General features: G+C 45.0%; 16 protein-coding genes. 6 read left to right on the top strand and 10 right to left on the bottom strand.

Going from position 1 to position 14,495, the window contains the following annotated elements; genetic code table 11:
• The first annotated feature begins 142 nt into the window (after positions 1 to 142).
• Complete coding sequence (locus tag MKX74_RS08685; protein WP_018883648.1) at positions 143 to 922, top strand: ABC transporter ATP-binding protein; 780 nt, start codon at positions 143 to 145, stop codon at positions 920 to 922.
• A 236-nt stretch (positions 923 to 1,158) separates the two neighbouring features.
• Here MKX74_RS08685 and MKX74_RS08680 read toward each other — a convergent pair whose 3' ends face one another.
• The 3 genes from MKX74_RS08680 to MKX74_RS08670 all read right to left on the bottom strand — a co-directional run bounded on the left by MKX74_RS08680 (position 1,159) and on the right by MKX74_RS08670 (position 3,594).
• Entirely contained in the window at positions 1,159 to 1,572 is a 414-nt protein-coding gene (locus MKX74_RS08680) for a hypothetical protein (RefSeq protein WP_018883649.1), read from the bottom strand.
• Positions 1,573 to 1,647: 75 nt separating this feature from the next.
• A complete protein-coding gene (locus tag MKX74_RS08675; protein WP_081625209.1) occupies positions 1,648 to 2,871 on the bottom strand; it encodes a WXG100 family type VII secretion target in 1,224 nt (407 codons plus the stop codon).
• 204 nt (positions 2,872 to 3,075) lie between these two features.
• On the bottom strand, positions 3,076 to 3,594 hold the full coding sequence (locus MKX74_RS08670; protein WP_341178098.1) for a hypothetical protein: 519 nt from the start codon (positions 3,592 to 3,594) through the stop codon (positions 3,076 to 3,078).
• 161 nt (positions 3,595 to 3,755) lie between these two features.
• On the opposite strand from MKX74_RS08670, the gene MKX74_RS08665 reads away from it, so the two are divergent.
• Entirely contained in the window at positions 3,756 to 4,103 is a 348-nt protein-coding gene (locus tag MKX74_RS08665; protein WP_018883652.1) for a helix-turn-helix domain-containing protein, read from the top strand.
• Positions 4,104 to 4,169: 66 nt separating this feature from the next.
• Here MKX74_RS08665 and MKX74_RS08660 read toward each other — a convergent pair whose 3' ends face one another.
• From MKX74_RS08660 to MKX74_RS08645, 4 genes are all read right to left on the bottom strand, one after another.
• The gene (locus MKX74_RS08660) at positions 4,170 to 4,424 is read right to left on the bottom strand and encodes a hypothetical protein (protein WP_341178097.1); all 255 of its coding nucleotides are present in this window, start codon (positions 4,422 to 4,424) and stop codon (positions 4,170 to 4,172) included.
• Between the two features lie 88 nt (positions 4,425 to 4,512).
• On the bottom strand, positions 4,513 to 6,957 hold the full coding sequence (locus tag MKX74_RS08655; RefSeq protein WP_341178096.1) for a DEAD/DEAH box helicase family protein: 2,445 nt from the start codon (positions 6,955 to 6,957) through the stop codon (positions 4,513 to 4,515).
• Entirely contained in the window at positions 6,941 to 7,267 is a 327-nt protein-coding gene (locus MKX74_RS08650; RefSeq protein ID WP_018883655.1) for a nucleoside triphosphate pyrophosphohydrolase, read from the bottom strand. The genes MKX74_RS08655 and MKX74_RS08650 overlap by 17 nt, the downstream gene beginning before the upstream one ends.
• A 184-nt stretch (positions 7,268 to 7,451) precedes the next feature.
• Positions 7,452 to 7,697, bottom strand: a complete 246-nt coding sequence (locus MKX74_RS08645; RefSeq protein ID WP_341178095.1) for a hypothetical protein — start codon at positions 7,695 to 7,697, stop codon at positions 7,452 to 7,454.
• A gap of 375 nt (positions 7,698 to 8,072) precedes the next feature.
• Here MKX74_RS08645 and MKX74_RS08640 point away from each other — a divergent pair, with 375 nt between their 5' ends.
• A complete protein-coding gene (locus MKX74_RS08640) occupies positions 8,073 to 8,414 on the top strand; it encodes a helix-turn-helix domain-containing protein (RefSeq protein WP_341178094.1) in 342 nt (113 codons plus the stop codon).
• 350 nt (positions 8,415 to 8,764) lie between these two features.
• Here MKX74_RS08640 and MKX74_RS08635 read toward each other — a convergent pair whose 3' ends face one another.
• Both MKX74_RS08635 and MKX74_RS08630 read right to left on the bottom strand, forming a co-directional pair.
• Positions 8,765 to 9,187 carry a hypothetical protein gene (locus MKX74_RS08635; protein ID WP_341178093.1) on the bottom strand — a complete coding sequence of 141 codons (423 nt, stop codon included), beginning with the start codon at positions 9,185 to 9,187 and terminating at the stop codon, positions 8,765 to 8,767.
• A 141-nt stretch (positions 9,188 to 9,328) separates the two neighbouring features.
• Complete coding sequence (locus MKX74_RS08630; protein ID WP_018883658.1) at positions 9,329 to 10,060, bottom strand: restriction endonuclease; 732 nt, start codon at positions 10,058 to 10,060, stop codon at positions 9,329 to 9,331.
• A 417-nt stretch (positions 10,061 to 10,477) separates the two neighbouring features.
• Between MKX74_RS08630 and MKX74_RS08625 the strand changes: the two genes are divergently transcribed.
• Complete coding sequence (locus MKX74_RS08625; RefSeq protein ID WP_341178092.1) at positions 10,478 to 10,657, top strand: hypothetical protein; 180 nt, start codon at positions 10,478 to 10,480, stop codon at positions 10,655 to 10,657.
• 248 nt (positions 10,658 to 10,905) lie between these two features.
• Here the strand turns inward: MKX74_RS08625 and MKX74_RS08620 are convergent, their stop codons facing one another.
• A complete protein-coding gene (locus tag MKX74_RS08620) occupies positions 10,906 to 11,559 on the bottom strand; it encodes a GntR family transcriptional regulator (protein ID WP_341178091.1) in 654 nt (217 codons plus the stop codon).
• 170 nt (positions 11,560 to 11,729) lie between these two features.
• On the opposite strand from MKX74_RS08620, the gene uxuA reads away from it, so the two are divergent.
• Positions 11,730 to 12,806, top strand: coding sequence for a mannonate dehydratase (gene uxuA, locus MKX74_RS08615; RefSeq protein ID WP_133568105.1), 1,077 nt, complete (start codon positions 11,730 to 11,732; stop codon positions 12,804 to 12,806).
• Positions 12,807 to 14,423 carry a mannitol dehydrogenase family protein gene (locus MKX74_RS08610; RefSeq protein ID WP_341178090.1) on the top strand — a complete coding sequence of 539 codons (1,617 nt, stop codon included), beginning with the start codon at positions 12,807 to 12,809 and terminating at the stop codon, positions 14,421 to 14,423.
• Positions 14,424 to 14,495: the final 72 nt, after the last annotated feature.

Genomic DNA, 14,495 nt, shown 5'->3' with positions numbered 1-14,495 from the left:
ATGTTCTTTTTTCAGGCTGAATCCTTTATCATGGATAGATAATAAAGATGCATGGCGGACATTCGACGGCAATTCCGACCATATTCCAACACACGCAGAATCCCAACACATGCAGATTCATCAGAAAGAAGGCCTAGTAGATATGATCATAGATGTACAGAACGTAAGCTGGACAAGAGGTGTGCTCACATTACTGAACAATGTTAGCTGGCGCGTGAACGAAGGAGAGCACTGGGCGTTGCTTGGTCTGAATGGCTCGGGCAAGACGACTCTACTAAATATGATTACTGGGTATCAATGGCCCACGAAAGGCTCCATTTCCGTATTAGGCGAGCAGTACGGCAATGTAGATCTGCGTGAGCTGCGCAAATCCATTGGCTGGGTGAGCTCCTCCCTGCAGGAGAAGCTGCATCGCACCGATCGGACACAATACGTCATCATTAGCGGCAAGCATGCCACCATTGGGCTATATGATGAGCTGGACGATCAGGATCTGGAGCGGGCCAAGGAGCTAATGGAGACGCTTGGTTGCGCACATTTATGGGATCGGGAGTATCAGACTTGTTCTCAGGGAGAGAAGCAGAAGCTGCTAATTGCTCGTGCCCTCATGGCGAACCCGCGTGTCCTGATTCTGGACGAGCCATGCAATGGCCTTGATCTATTTTCTCGTGAGCGGCTACTGGACAGCATTCGGGATTTGTCCGAGCGCAAGGATACGCCTACCCTGATCTATGTCACCCACCATACGGAGGAAATTCTCCCTGTCTTCAGTCACACACTGTTGCTACGACGCGGAGAGGTTGTGAATAGCGGCCTGACCTCGGACCTGATGACGACGGAGGTGCTGAGCAGCTTCTTCGAGGCTCCGGTGGATGTTGAAAGGCATGGAGAGCGGGTCTATGTCCGGGCAGCTTTGGGTTGAGGATGTATATGGTAGGGCTCCAGTTTATTTGAAAGAACCCTTTGACATGTATCCGTTCTATTTGTCAGAGCCTTGTAACAGTGCTGGCCAGCATAAAAGAGCTCATTCCTACTTATATTCAAGTTGGAATGAGCTTTTGCAATTTAACAAGTGCTTGATTAGTTTAGTGTTTGGTTCATTGGTTGTAATGTACCTTCTTGTTGTCGAGTTATAAACCCGACGTAGTTTGATAAATATCAATTTGAAATCTTCTTTATAAAATCCTCAAACATTTTTCGTGTAGCAATGCCGCACTTTGGAAGAATCTCATTGATTCTTTGCATGATTTCCTCAGTTGACACTAATCCAATATTAGTTGAATTCAGAATCACTCTTAATGAATCAACAGACGTTGTAAATAATTCCTCATCATCTACACTAGTGAGTAAAAGTAAACTTTTAACTACTGCATCATCATTAACATCACTATCAACACAGTAGGCATATCTGACTTGCCAATCAATAGATTTTGAAAGAATCTGACTCAATAATTCTTCCCAATCGTTATTATTGAACTCTTCTAGCATCTCTCTAGCAATGGAGAATCCTTCATCGTACCAATAATCCGTTGTAAACTCCCCTGATAAATACTCATCTAATTCTTCATACATTTTCAAGTCCTCCTACTCACGTGTAGTTCATTTTCAACTAATGATTTAGTGACCATTAAATCGGTTCTAATGTGTTTATTGAAAACCCGATAGCAAGGATGCAGCCCCTCCACCTGTCGGATAGCCACTTACTACATCGTCCCCAATTTTAATAACCTCGACCTGTACCCCATCAACAATACCTCTATGCAATGTTGCTCCATCTCTTGTACGCTCACCAATCTTTGGAGTATCTCCTATTCTGGCGATACTATCAAGTATTTTTCCATCTGACCAAGTTTCAGGAAAAATGGTGCTCGTCTTGATTTTTGCAAGATTACCATCTGGAAATTGAGTTGTAAATTTAACTTTCTTTGTTCCATCAGCATTAATTGACACATCTTCGACAGCATAATTAGGATGATAATTTGTAATTTCTGGTGAGTGTCCCCCAACTAATTCGTTTTTAGCAGGGTCTTTACGTTGACCCAAAAGTATTTTCTCTTTCATCGTATCGCTAATTACTGTTTTATAGGTTGTTCCCGATCCCACAGATCCAAGCCCCGACTGCATACTCTTCTCTGCCCTGGCAGCTTCCATATTCTTCTGAATCTTCTGTACCACAGGATGATTGGACGGTAAACGGTACGGCCCTTTACGACCTGGCAGACTACCGCGAATGGCCTGAATCCCCATGAAGACTTGGCTCAGCTTGAGAGTCGTGACCATCATCGCCGCATAGTTATCGGACACACGTTCACCTGTGAAGGGATGAATTCCTTCCTGAAATGCTTTGATCTGCAAGGCCATGATATCTTCACCGAGGGGTTCGGAATGTACATCTGCTTGCATCACATTCACATCCAGATGGCCTTTATCCCGCTCATAGGCCTGCAACACGGCCTGATCTGTTACCCCCTGTTCATTCACCGGAAGCCATTTTCCAAGAAACGAGTTATATGCCATTCGGTAACCTGGCTGAGCATCTGTGGACGCTGTTCCGTGTACACCCAATCCTACAGCTCCTCCAATTGCCGCTTGATACCCTCCCTGCTCGGCATCGGCTTCTGAGAAGCGAGTAGCAATTGTCCGTAGCTCCAGAGCCATTTTCACCATATGCTCTAACGCCCGCTCCAGTACGGGACGAGAATGCTCGTAATCCTGAAAGAATCTTTCCTGTGTCATCCCCATCCACAGTGACTGCATGGACACCAGATGCCCATACAGCTGGCGGTTCATTTGCTCCAATTGCTGCCTACCCTGATCTACTTGTTGGGCTATTTGATAGAGCTGCTCTGGATTAATTTTAATCATCGTCATAGGCTTTCTGCTCACTTATTATATGATAATAATAGGTTAGCAGAAGGCTCGACATTCAGGCACGCACCTACGTTCCTATTTTTACCACATTATTGAATATGAACAATATACCTATTATGGATATTAACTTCAGACTCAAGGACCATTGGACCCGGGACGCCTCAATCTTGTTCTTATGCACCTTTTGTACCATTCAATGGTAATTTAATCAAGAAGATGACCTGACAACTCATCTATAGTTTCTTTTGTCCTTTGAATTAACCTCTGCACAGATTCTCTTTGTCCCCCATTTATATTCACTTCAAAACGAACCCCTACCTCAGATAGATGTTGAACTGTTCCTATGAAAATTGCTATATCTAATCCCCTACTTGAATCGGAGTATACATGAACAAGACGAAGAATCTCTTCCATAGTGAAGAGATAAGGAACATCAAGACTTCGATTCTCTTGAACATATATAGCACCAAGAACCGAATGGAGCGCTCTGTGACAAAGAATAAGACTTGTATCTAGCTGATGATGATTGTTCATGATTACAGCAAGTCTTACGTGATAGTCCGCGAGCTTCAGATAGTCTAAAATGTGCTCCTGAAACAGATTAGGGTCCTGAGTAGCGGCAATATAACTATTATCGCTTTCTTCTCTTATTTGGAACAAATATTGTGTCTGACTAGGATCGTAAAAACAATGATCTTCAAATATAACAGCTTGTTCATTCATTGTTCCGCCTCCAGCTCTCACATGTATATTTTTCTAGCGTATAGAGAAAACTATATCATAAATATAACTATATAGTAGTTTTATTTCAAATAAACTTACTATCTATTAGTTAAAGACTTTGTCTCGATTCACTACACTTCTAAATAAGAGGGGTGTACATAATGTCTGAGCTTTTAGAGTTAGTCGGTTCTCGAATCAGAGATTTACGAAAAACCAAAGATCTCTCACAAGAAGCTTTGGCTGAGAAGGCTGGATTTAATCCGAGCTATATTGGATTCATTGAACGAGCCGAACGTAATATTTCATTGAAAAATTTAGAAAAAATCGCACACGCCTTAGATGTCGGCGTAAATGAGCTATTTACATATGTACAAGAAAATGCATCATTGTCTAGTGAGGACGCGAATATGAAGCATCTGGTCACACTACTAAGAACACGCGAGCCCGAGGAGATTGCCATGGCTCTTAGTGTTCTTAAGGAAATATTTAAAACCTATGATCTGAAATAAAGAAGACACAATGCTTGAATATAAAGTGAGCAATTAATTGGAACTGATCGGATAATATTAGACTAATTAAAACATGAGATATGCAACATATGCAGACAAAGCTCCTCCGCTATACATTGCTACGTAGATCGCACGTCGCTCCATGTCATTCTCTCCCCAATTTTCGTCCCTAGCCGAAGGCAATATTGCTTCATGCAGCGTAATGATCTGCATATGCTTGTATGGATCAATTTCTGCACCGTGAATAGTGACACGTACATGTTGAGCAGCCTCTGATACACGGGTAGTAGTTTGGCATACTTTGTCGGCTTCCGCAGCCACTGCAACAGTCCTTCAGCAACTTAACAGCCGCATCGAAAAGAACTGCCTCGGCGAATCATCACCACTATTAGGCAGTTCTTCCTAAACGTTATTCTCTAATCCCACGCTCAAAATGAACGTGAAGTCGATACAAGCAAATTTCTTTCGTCCAGCGGTGCAATAATGCGCCTTCGCTATCGCTATTAATCTGCACATTAAGTGAGAAGACATCGTTCTCGAATTGCGTCATACTTCCCTTGGCCCCGCTCCATTTAGACATGGGCATATCTGCAATCAGCTTACGAATGTCTGCCGCGGTCTTCTCATTCCATTCTTCCAGAGCAAGCTTGTCCTTGTCAGAGAAGTCTTTGCGCTTGCGGTACTCCTTTTCCGTCAGATACGTATGGAAGTATTCAGCTACCTCACTTGGTGTCACAGAGTCCAGCCAGCGTTCCACACCTCTCTCTAGCATGTATAGCAATACGACCATTTTGTAGCTCTTGTTCATGACCGTCTTCTCTACATCCTGCAGCCAGTCCTGCTGACGAACATAGATTGCGCCCTCGTCGGACGATAGTAGCTCCGCCCAGTAGAGAAAGCCGACATATGAGCCGAACTCACTCCGATAGCCAATACTCTTCGAACGTCCCAGTAAGTGCAGCTCCAGATACGTCGGAATGCGGCCAAGCTCCTGTTTAACCTCCATAAAATCACTAAGCAGCTTCTCACGACGTGGAAGTCGCTTACGACTGAGTTCTTGAAGCAGATTCACCACCTGAACGTCCAAATGAATCTCACAGCCTGCGGGAGCCTCCGGCAGCACAAATTCTTGCCTTTTCTCACTTGCACGCTCTTCTCCTCGCATATCCAGTAGGCTCAGCTTCACATCTGCATTCCGGTAATTCCCGATTAGATCGATAATGACACAATGAGACTTACCTTCAGCAAGGCGCAGACCACGCCCAACCTGTTGAGTGAAGATGGTAAGAGACTCTGTCGGGCGAACGAACAGCAGCGTATCCACACGGGGAATATCAGTCCCTTCATTGAACAGGTCTACGGTCATGACCACGTCCAGCTCCCCATCACTCAACTGCCGTATGGCTTCCTCACGCGACATTTCTGTTGTCCGAGAATGTAGGCTCAGCACATTTACTCCCCGAACTCGAAAATATCCAGCCAAGTAATCCGCTTGACGGATGGATGAGCAAAAGCCAATCGTACGTGTCTGTTTGTGCTGTAGCCAAGCCGCATAGATTTTCTCCGCATACTCCTCATCCAACTGTGCTGCCAGGAGCTGATCCTCATCATAACGAGTGCCCATCCAACGAATCTGCGAATAATCAATATCATCGAATATACCGTAATATTGAAATGGCGATAGCCAGCCTTTACGAATGGCCTCGATAAAATGGATCTGATAAGCCACATTCCCATCACACAGAGCGTACACATCCTTGCCATCGAGCCGATCCGGGGTCGCAGTAATTCCTAATAGAAATTGTGGGCTGAAATGTTGAATAACAGACGTGTAAGTCTTGGCAGCGGCATGATGGAATTCATCCACCACGACCAGATCGAACGCATTCGTTGCAAACGCATCACGATGCTTCTGCATACTTAGTGTGAAGATGGACGCATATACACAATCCGCATCGCCTTCCTTGTACTGCCCATTGTATATTCCGTGACTTCGCTCAGGCATGATCTGTAGAAAGGACCGCTTGGCTTGATATAAAATCTCTTCACGGTGCGCAATGAACAATACGCGTCTGAATCTCTGAGCAAAGAATCCCGCGAGATAGGTCTTGCCAAGCCCCGTAGCCATGATGACCATGGCTTTATCGTACTGCTCCTCCATCGTTCCTGTTAGTGCTTCGAGTGCGGGCACCTGTGCAAAGCGAGGTTCAATGGGTGTAAATGGTATGTTTACCGCTACCTCCGCCAGTTCTCCCGTAGCTCCTACACTAATTTCGGCTTCTTCCATTTCTGTGATGCGTCTAATCATTTCAGGGTTCTTCTGATGATATTTCCGATACTCTGCTTCATACATTGCAATCGAATCCAGATTCACGGGCAATGTCTGCTCATGGTAAAAGCTCTGCATGAACTTCTCCTGTGCCATCTGGAATGTATACGGCTCCGCTTCGGCATTCATGGCAAGATTCCATTCATAGCCTGTCTTGAGTGCTGAAAATGAGAAATTGGACGAGCCTACGATTAGTAGCCCTTCTCCATTCTGGTAATCGAAGAGATACGCCTTGGGATGAAATGAGGTGCCCATGCTTTGCCACAGCCTTACTTCGATTCGAGAGTCTACCTCACATAATGCCCTCATTCCCTCTGGTTGCGTTATATACAGATAATCTCCAGCCAGCATGCATACCTCGGCTCCGCGTTCCGCAGCCTTCTTCAGATGTGGGGCCAGCAGCTTCACACCCGATTGCATAATAAATGAGGTCATAATATAAATGCCGGACGCACTCTGCAACCTGGGAATCAATGCATCTGCCAGATTATCCGTGATCAGCGTGACATTAAGCTTCGTCGACATCGATTAGATACACCCGCTCCTGAAAGCCTCCGCGCGCCTCTGCCTTGTCTGCCCGCAGCTTGTCCAGTTCTGCCGCATTAGCACCATGAACCTCCGCCAGCGCTCGGATGACCTCCAGCATGTCTGCCAACTCTTCCAGTGCTTCCTTATCATTGGCCGCACTCATGTATTCATCTGCTTCCTCACGCAGCTTCGTGCGAAGCTCCTGCTTGTACTCGTCCAGATCAAGTATACGTGTACGGGACTCCTTTCCCGAGGATGCTATAATGTGCGGAATTTTATCACGCACCAATTTGTTGTATGTAGGCATAAGGCATATCATCCTTTCTAAAGATGGAGCGCCTGTCTTTGGGCAAATCTCCCTTTTGGACATTATATCATTGGAAGCGGGGATAGAGGGTCTGGTTTTGTTAAGATGTTCGGTAAGGGTGAGATTATGAGAAAAAGAAAAAGCCTATCTCCTCTCGCTTAAGGGGAAATAAGCCTTCAATTATTCATCTTGAGAGTGGTTGTGAATCTAAAGGCCAATCTAATATACTGCGAGTTTCGTTCAGCTTTTGCGCTAACTGATTTAGTATCTCTTTGCTTCTTGCAAGGAGCTGCTTGGTATGGATTCGATTCATTGAACTGAAATTCATGCTATCTTCCAATGATGAGAGATATTTCACGGTACCTATAAATATTGCGTTATCCAGCCCTAATATTGAATCTTTATGTACCAATGGTAAAATTTCATTCATCGTAATGTCCGAGGGTGTACGTAATGTATGGTTCTTCTGGATATACAAAGCCTTAATCATAGATGTTAATGCCCAGTCACAGAGGATAATGCAGCAATAGAATTGCCTGTGATCGAGCATCATGGAAGCAAGCTTGATGTGATATTGAGATAGTTGGTAATGATATGCGATTGCAGATTGTAGCTCCTTAATCGTACTTGGTCTATTCTCTGATTCTACATGACAATTTAACATGTCCACCCCTCCATTAAGAATATACCAGTATTATACAGTAAAATGATACATATAGATATTATAATTATAAATTGTATTCCTCGTTTGATGTTTACCTTGAAGAAACTTGTCTACACTTTTGAACATAGAGGGGTGAATTTTTTGAGCGAGGATAAAGAAGTGCTTAAGCTTGTAGGAGCTAGAATTCGTGCATTACGCAAAGAAAGAGGATATTCGCAGGAAGCCCTTGGAGAAAAAGGTGGATTTCATTTTTCATACATAGGTCAGATCGAGCGTGGAGAGAAGAATGTCTCACTGTTGAATTTGGCAAAGATTGCTGAAGCTCTAGATGTTAATTTAGTTCAGTTTTTTGCTTATGTGAGTGAGGAGTTTGAAGTAACAGATTCTGAAGCTGAAATACAAAAGATTGTTCATTTACTAAGAGAGTCCACCGCGGATAAATTGCAATTAGCTAAAAAAGTTATACGAGAAATTGTAACGTAAAACACCCCATCCACTTTACGGGGACTGACCCCTGTTTGTGAGACAGGGATCAAAACACCTTTCAAGTTCTAAGCAGCCGGTTGCCGGTAATCAATCGGTGACTGGTGATTATTTAGTTTTGTTTGAATGCGAATGGGTTAAAGATTCGAGATAGAACGCTAAACTTTAGTGTTGAGCGAAACGATACGATGGGGCACGATCAGTGGGTATACCCTTACCTTTACTGCCTCTCGATATGCGTGTGACGTATAGACTCTGCCTTGATTATTTCCTTCATCTCCTTATTATGGTGGCGACCAGCATAAAAGAGCTCATTCCTACTTATCAAGTTGGAATGAGCTTTATCATCTCTAGTACAATTTATTAAGAAACTCCCTAGATACTCTACCTGACATATTATCAAGCGACGCCATTTTTAGCAGTTTCTCCATAAGTTCATTGTTATTTATTATATAATTTTTATTTTCTTCATTAATCAAAAATCTTAAAGAATCAATACACATATCAAATAATTCTTTGTCTGGTGTTTCAATAAGTGATAACACTATACTAATTTCTCTTACATCATTTTCTTCTTCAAAACAATATACTACTCTTTTTTGCCACTCTAACGACTTATCCAATATATTTTCCCTAAGCAATTTCCAATCTATCTCAGAAAATTGCTCCAATAACGCCATGGCATCATTTACTCCAACATCATACCAATAATCATCTGAAGCATTCTCCCCAGACATTCCAGTTATTAACATATCGAATTTTTCATATATCACAAAATCCCCCCACTAATTTAGTGGTTCAAATCCTGACGTTGGTTACCTCCAACTGGATCTCCAACAGTAATATTATTACCTTTAAAAATAGAGAAGCGTAGCAACTATATAGCGTTGTTGCCTGCTCCTCTATTATTTTAGTCACATCGCCTTTGTTTTACGACAGTTCGGAAAATTACTGCATCCCCAGAAGGCTACTCCTGCTTTATTCTTCCTCTTCACCATTTGAGCGCCACAGCTACATTTAATACCATTCTGTGCTTTCGGAGTGGGCTGTTCTTTGACTACAGGAATCGCTTTAATCTTCTTATTGGAAGGCTTCCATTTTCCCCAGCTACGCAGCTTGCTATCTACTACCCCACCATGCCAGCAATCCACCTTGAATTGCTCTGCTTCTTTTCTGGCGTCAGTCGTAAAATCGGATGTTGTTATGAGAAGGGATAGGATGCAATCATGATTCCGTTTGGCACCGACAAGCTCACGCACCGTCATCACATTTACCTTATTATGGTCAGCATAGCATTTTGCCTGTACGGCTGTTTTTTCCCCACGCTTATCTGTAATGACTAGATCAACCCCGCCATCCCTGCCACCAACCCCAACTTCTTTGACCGTGTACCCTTGATCTCTGAAGTATAGCGCCAGAAGTCGTTCGAATTCAGCACCTGTTATTTTGTCTAAAGGCAATGTCAAAATCACTTCGTCAGGCCTACATGTAGGCGAGGAACGATTGAACCCGTTGTTCTTGTTTTTATTGCTATTGGACTTACGAGTATTAGAGCTTCTGCGCCGCCGCCTTTTTGAAGGACGAAGCAACGGAGCAAGAAATGACAGAGCAACAAGAATGATTAGGTACCACATTGTATCTTGCATACTATTCTCCTTGATATCTCATTTTTGCAAATCAAGCGATGGGGCCTCAACTCGTCGTCACAATCTTTACGATTGAATTTGTTCCAGGCCCTAATCTAGGTCTTACAGATTAACTCATTCCATATTAATAGTCTGATAGACTCATTATCCAACATGCAGTCACATTTTTCCACCACAAAATACAAAATAAAACAAAAAAACCTGCTTTCTGAGCAGGTTACAATCATTTCAAATCCGTATGTATCCCTTTATTACAATAATTCTTCTTCCGCCCCTTACGCAGTACAGCACCTCGTCGTTGTTAAATTATGCAATCCGTGTTTCAACAAATGCAACATATGGTAATACCAAGATGTTAACCCACGTATTTCACGTGTGAATACAGTCAGGGTTAGTTTCAAATAGGAGGCTATACATATGCGAAAATTATTCCTTGGATGCACCTCGATCCTATCGGCTGTCATGATTATGTGTACTGGATTCCTGATCTCCGCCTTGAAGTCCGTAGAGTGGTCTGCTGATATCAACAGTGGGGCTTTTCGTACCTCTAAGGCTTTTTGTGTTGTTCAGAAATTGACTCTGGCCCCTGAGGGTTAGCTACCTTTTGATTTTTCCATACGCTGCCCTATACTAACTTGTATACAAGAAAGAAAAATCAGCCTATTATTTGAACACTGGCTATTATTCAATCACAAAGTTACTCCAACTCCACTGTGTTAGGTTAGAACTGTTCTCCCCTACCCAACTCTCCCTCTCGAAGTGAGCCTTCGCACTGTAGCCCCCAAGCTTCATTTCATTCAAATACACATACACTTATACTTACACATACGCCGCACACCCAAGTTCTATTTCTTAATATAATCCGCGAACTGGCGCAGAAAATCTAACGAACGGATATCCTCGCGAAGATGATGGTGAACGAGATCATCTATGCGGGAGGTATCCTTATTCACCATGCACTCCAGCATAGTCTGGTGCTCATGCCAGATGTCCATCAGCTTGCCCGACTCCAGCATATGCAGCTTACGATATCGGATATAGTGAACGTTCGCCTGCTGAATCAGCTGCCACAGATATTCCCGGCCCGCGATCTGGAACATGGACTGATGGAACTCATCATCCAGCTGCAGGAATGCATCCGTCGCATCTGCCTCCTCAATCACTGCCCGCTGCCGATCCAAAATGCGACTCAACCTCTGAGTATCGCTTAATGAGAGCTGTGTGGACAGCTCCTTCATGATTTCTTTTTCCAATGCGCTTCTTAAATAAATCATGTGCTCCACGGACTCGAGATCAATATAGGAGACAATATTCCCCTTCTTCGGATAAATGTCAATATAGGACTCGAGCGCAAGCTGCTTCAGCACGTCGCGTAGTGGTGTTCTCGACAGCTGGAAGCGCTCTGACAAGGTCGTCTCGCTGATCAGCGTCCCCGGCTTCAGGGCCAGAGCTAGGATATCATTCTTGAGCATCTGCTTGATTTCTTCCTTCGTGAACATATCATTCCTGCCTTCACTGTATGAATTCTTTTTATTATAGAGTATTTTGCAGAGATGGCTCTCTCGAAATATCATTGACAAGAACAATTCCTATCATATATGATCGACTCGATCTTGTATACAAGATGAATGATGATATGTAATCCACTACAATCAGGGAGGGTATTGTTATGAATATGACCTGGAGATGGTACGGGGAAGGCAATGACAACATTACACTGGATCATGTCCGGCAGATTCCGGGCGTGATGGGCATTGTCTGGTCTTTGCATGATAAGGTAGCCGGTGAAGTATGGGAAATGGAGCGCATCCAAGAGGTAGCGGATCAGATCACGAGCAAGGGCTTCAGCACGGCGGTCGTTGAGAGTGTGAACGTCCATGATGATATCAAGATCGGCCTACCCTCCCGCGACCAGTACATTGATATTTATATAGATACCATCCGCAAGCTTGCCACAGTCGGCGTCAAAGTCATCTGCTATAACTTCATGCCTGTCTTCGACTGGACTAGAACAGAGCTGTATAAGGAGCTTCCTGACGGTTCGAACGCCCTCTTTTATGAAAAGGCTGCCATTACGGATAATCCTCGCCAAATGGTCGACCGCATCCTCAAGGGAGCCGGGAAGTTCACCATGCCAGGCTGGGAGCCAGAGCGGCTTGCCAAGCTCGATGAGCTGTTTGCAGCTTATGCAGATGTCGATGAAGACAAGCTGTTTGAGAATCTGAAGTATTTTCTGGAGCGAATCATCCCGGTATGCGAGGAAGTGGACATTAAGATGGCCATTCATCCTGACGACCCGGCATGGCCTATCTTCGGCTTGCCGCGAATCGTCCGTAGTCGGGAGACCATACAGCGGATTCTGGATGCCGTAGACAGTCCGTATAACGGTCTGACCTTCTGCACAGGCTCACTCGGTACCAATCCTGAGAATGACCTGCCAGCGATGATTCGGGAATTCCACGAGCGTATTCATTTTGCACATATCCGTAATGTAAAGGTATTCGAAAATGGCGACTTCATCGAAGTATCACATCGCGGTCAAGACGGCAGCGTCGATGTGCCGGAAGTGGTCAGAGCCTATCATGAGAGCGGATATCAGGGATATGTGCGCCCGGATCACGGCAGACATCTATGGGGAGAAGAGCAGAATTGCCGACCAGGCTACGGCTTGTACGATCGGGCACTTGGCATCATGTACCTGCTGGGCGTCTGGGATAGTCTCTCGCAAGGCAAAGGAGTGAGCTGAATGCTTCAGCTTAACCGTAAGGGCTTGTTAGACCCAACAGCATGGGAAGCAGCAGATATCGAACTACCAACCTTCGATCTGGAGCTTGTCGCCCACAATACGAGAGTCCAGCCGCAATGGGTGCATTTTGGTGCAGGTAATATTTTTCGGGGACTGGTCGCTAATGCACACCAACAGCTGCTGAATAACTTGCAAGCGGATACAGGGATTATTGCCGTGGAGACCTTTGACTTTGAAGTTATTGATAAGGGCTATAAGCCGTATGACCATCTTACGCTGCTCGTGCTGATGCGGGCGGATGGAAGATTTCAGAAGCGTGTGGTGGCAAGCATCGTTGAGGGTCTCACAACAGAAGAGAGTCGCCCTGACGACTACCATCGCCTGATTGAAGTATTCGAGAATCCGAGTCTGCAGATGGCCAGCTTCACCATTACAGAGAAAGGCTACGGCCTAACAGGACCTGACGGCCAGTATCTGCCTGTCGTGGAGCAGGATGTGGCGAAGGGGCCTCAGCAGCCGCTGCATGTGATGAGCATTGCCACCTCCCTGGCGTATCGGCGCTACCTGAAGGGCCAGTACCCTATGACCTTTGTCAGCATGGATAATTGCTCACATAACGGTGATCTGTTAAAGGCCAGCATGACCACTATTGCCAAGGAATGGGCTGCCCGAGGTCTGGTGGAGGAAGGCTTCATAGACTATCTGGAGGATGAGGGGAACATCACGTTCCCCCTCACCATGATTGATAAAATTACTCCAAGGCCCTCCTTGGAGGTGCAGACTGCTCTGCAGAAGGTGGGCATAGCCGACATGGAGCTGATCGTCACCTCCAAGCATACGTATACTGCCCCCTTCGTTAATGCGGAGGTTAGTGAGTATCTGGTCATTGAAGACAAGTTCACGAACGGACGACCCGCTCTGGAGAAGGCGGGCATCATCTTCACGGATCGGAATACGGTGGATCAGGTAGAGACGATGAAGGTCACAACCTGTCTCAATCCGCTGCATACCGCTCTCGCTCTCTCCGGGTGTCTGCTCGGATATCAGCTTATTGCCGATACTATGAAGGACCCCATCTTGCGTCGTCTGGTCGAGACCATTGGCTACAAGGAAGGGCTGCCTGTTGTCGTTGACCCTGGCATTATTCAGCCTACGACATTCATTGACGAGGTGTTGCAGGAACGCTTCGCTAATCCTTATATCCCGGATACACCGCAGCGGATTGCCACCGATACGTCACAGAAGATGAGCATTCGCTTTGGCAAAACGTTAAAATCCTATGTGGACACCGCAGGACTCGATCCCGCTGATCTGACTGCGATCCCCCTGACCATTGCGCTCTGGTGCCGCTATTTGCTTGGAGTGGATGATCAAGGAGTCCCCTTCACGCTCAGTCCTGACCCGCTAATGGATACGTTACAGGGATACTTGCAGCATACGAAGCTGGGCGATCAGACCTCCGAGGTTCGCCGCCTGCTTGCGGATGAAAGGCTATTCGGTGTCCAACTATATGAGATTGGGCTGGGTGACAAGATTGAGACGATGTTCCATGAAATGCTCGCCGGCCCTGGTGCAGTGCGCAGTACGATCGAGAAGTATGTGTGCGGCAATGTGTAGCTGTTTTATTGTGGTATTTGTTTATTATGGTAATTCAAGTGAAATAAATCACAAATTTTAATTATTCACCTT

The organism is Paenibacillus sp. FSL K6-1230 (genome assembly GCF_038002385.1).
Lineage (GTDB): Bacteria > Bacillota > Bacilli > Paenibacillales > Paenibacillaceae > Paenibacillus > Paenibacillus massiliensis.
This window is presented reverse-complemented; position numbering and strand designations above follow the sequence as displayed.

Coding starts and splice junctions, on each gene's coding strand:
- MKX74_RS08655 (WP_341178096.1), bottom strand. CDS start 6,957: ATGTCGACGAAGCTTAATGTCACGCTGATCACGGATAATCTGGCAGAT.
- MKX74_RS08625 (WP_341178092.1), top strand. CDS start 10,478: ATGCGAAAATTATTCCTTGGATGCACCTCGATCCTATCGGCTGTCATG.
- MKX74_RS08630 (WP_018883658.1), bottom strand. CDS start 10,060: ATGCAAGATACAATGTGGTACCTAATCATTCTTGTTGCTCTGTCATTT.
- MKX74_RS08670 (WP_341178098.1), bottom strand. CDS start 3,594: ATGAATGAACAAGCTGTTATATTTGAAGATCATTGTTTTTACGATCCT.
- uxuA (WP_133568105.1), top strand. CDS start 11,730: ATGAATATGACCTGGAGATGGTACGGGGAAGGCAATGACAACATTACA.
- MKX74_RS08650 (WP_018883655.1), bottom strand. CDS start 7,267: ATGCCTACATACAACAAATTGGTGCGTGATAAAATTCCGCACATTATA.
- MKX74_RS08610 (WP_341178090.1), top strand. CDS start 12,807: ATGCTTCAGCTTAACCGTAAGGGCTTGTTAGACCCAACAGCATGGGAA.
- MKX74_RS08685 (WP_018883648.1), top strand. CDS start 143: ATGATCATAGATGTACAGAACGTAAGCTGGACAAGAGGTGTGCTCACA.
- MKX74_RS08645 (WP_341178095.1), bottom strand. CDS start 7,697: ATGAATGAAATTTTACCATTGGTACATAAAGATTCAATATTAGGGCTG.
- MKX74_RS08675 (WP_081625209.1), bottom strand. CDS start 2,871: ATGACGATGATTAAAATTAATCCAGAGCAGCTCTATCAAATAGCCCAA.
- MKX74_RS08680 (WP_018883649.1), bottom strand. CDS start 1,572: ATGTATGAAGAATTAGATGAGTATTTATCAGGGGAGTTTACAACGGAT.
- MKX74_RS08620 (WP_341178091.1), bottom strand. CDS start 11,559: ATGTTCACGAAGGAAGAAATCAAGCAGATGCTCAAGAATGATATCCTA.
- MKX74_RS08665 (WP_018883652.1), top strand. CDS start 3,756: ATGTCTGAGCTTTTAGAGTTAGTCGGTTCTCGAATCAGAGATTTACGA.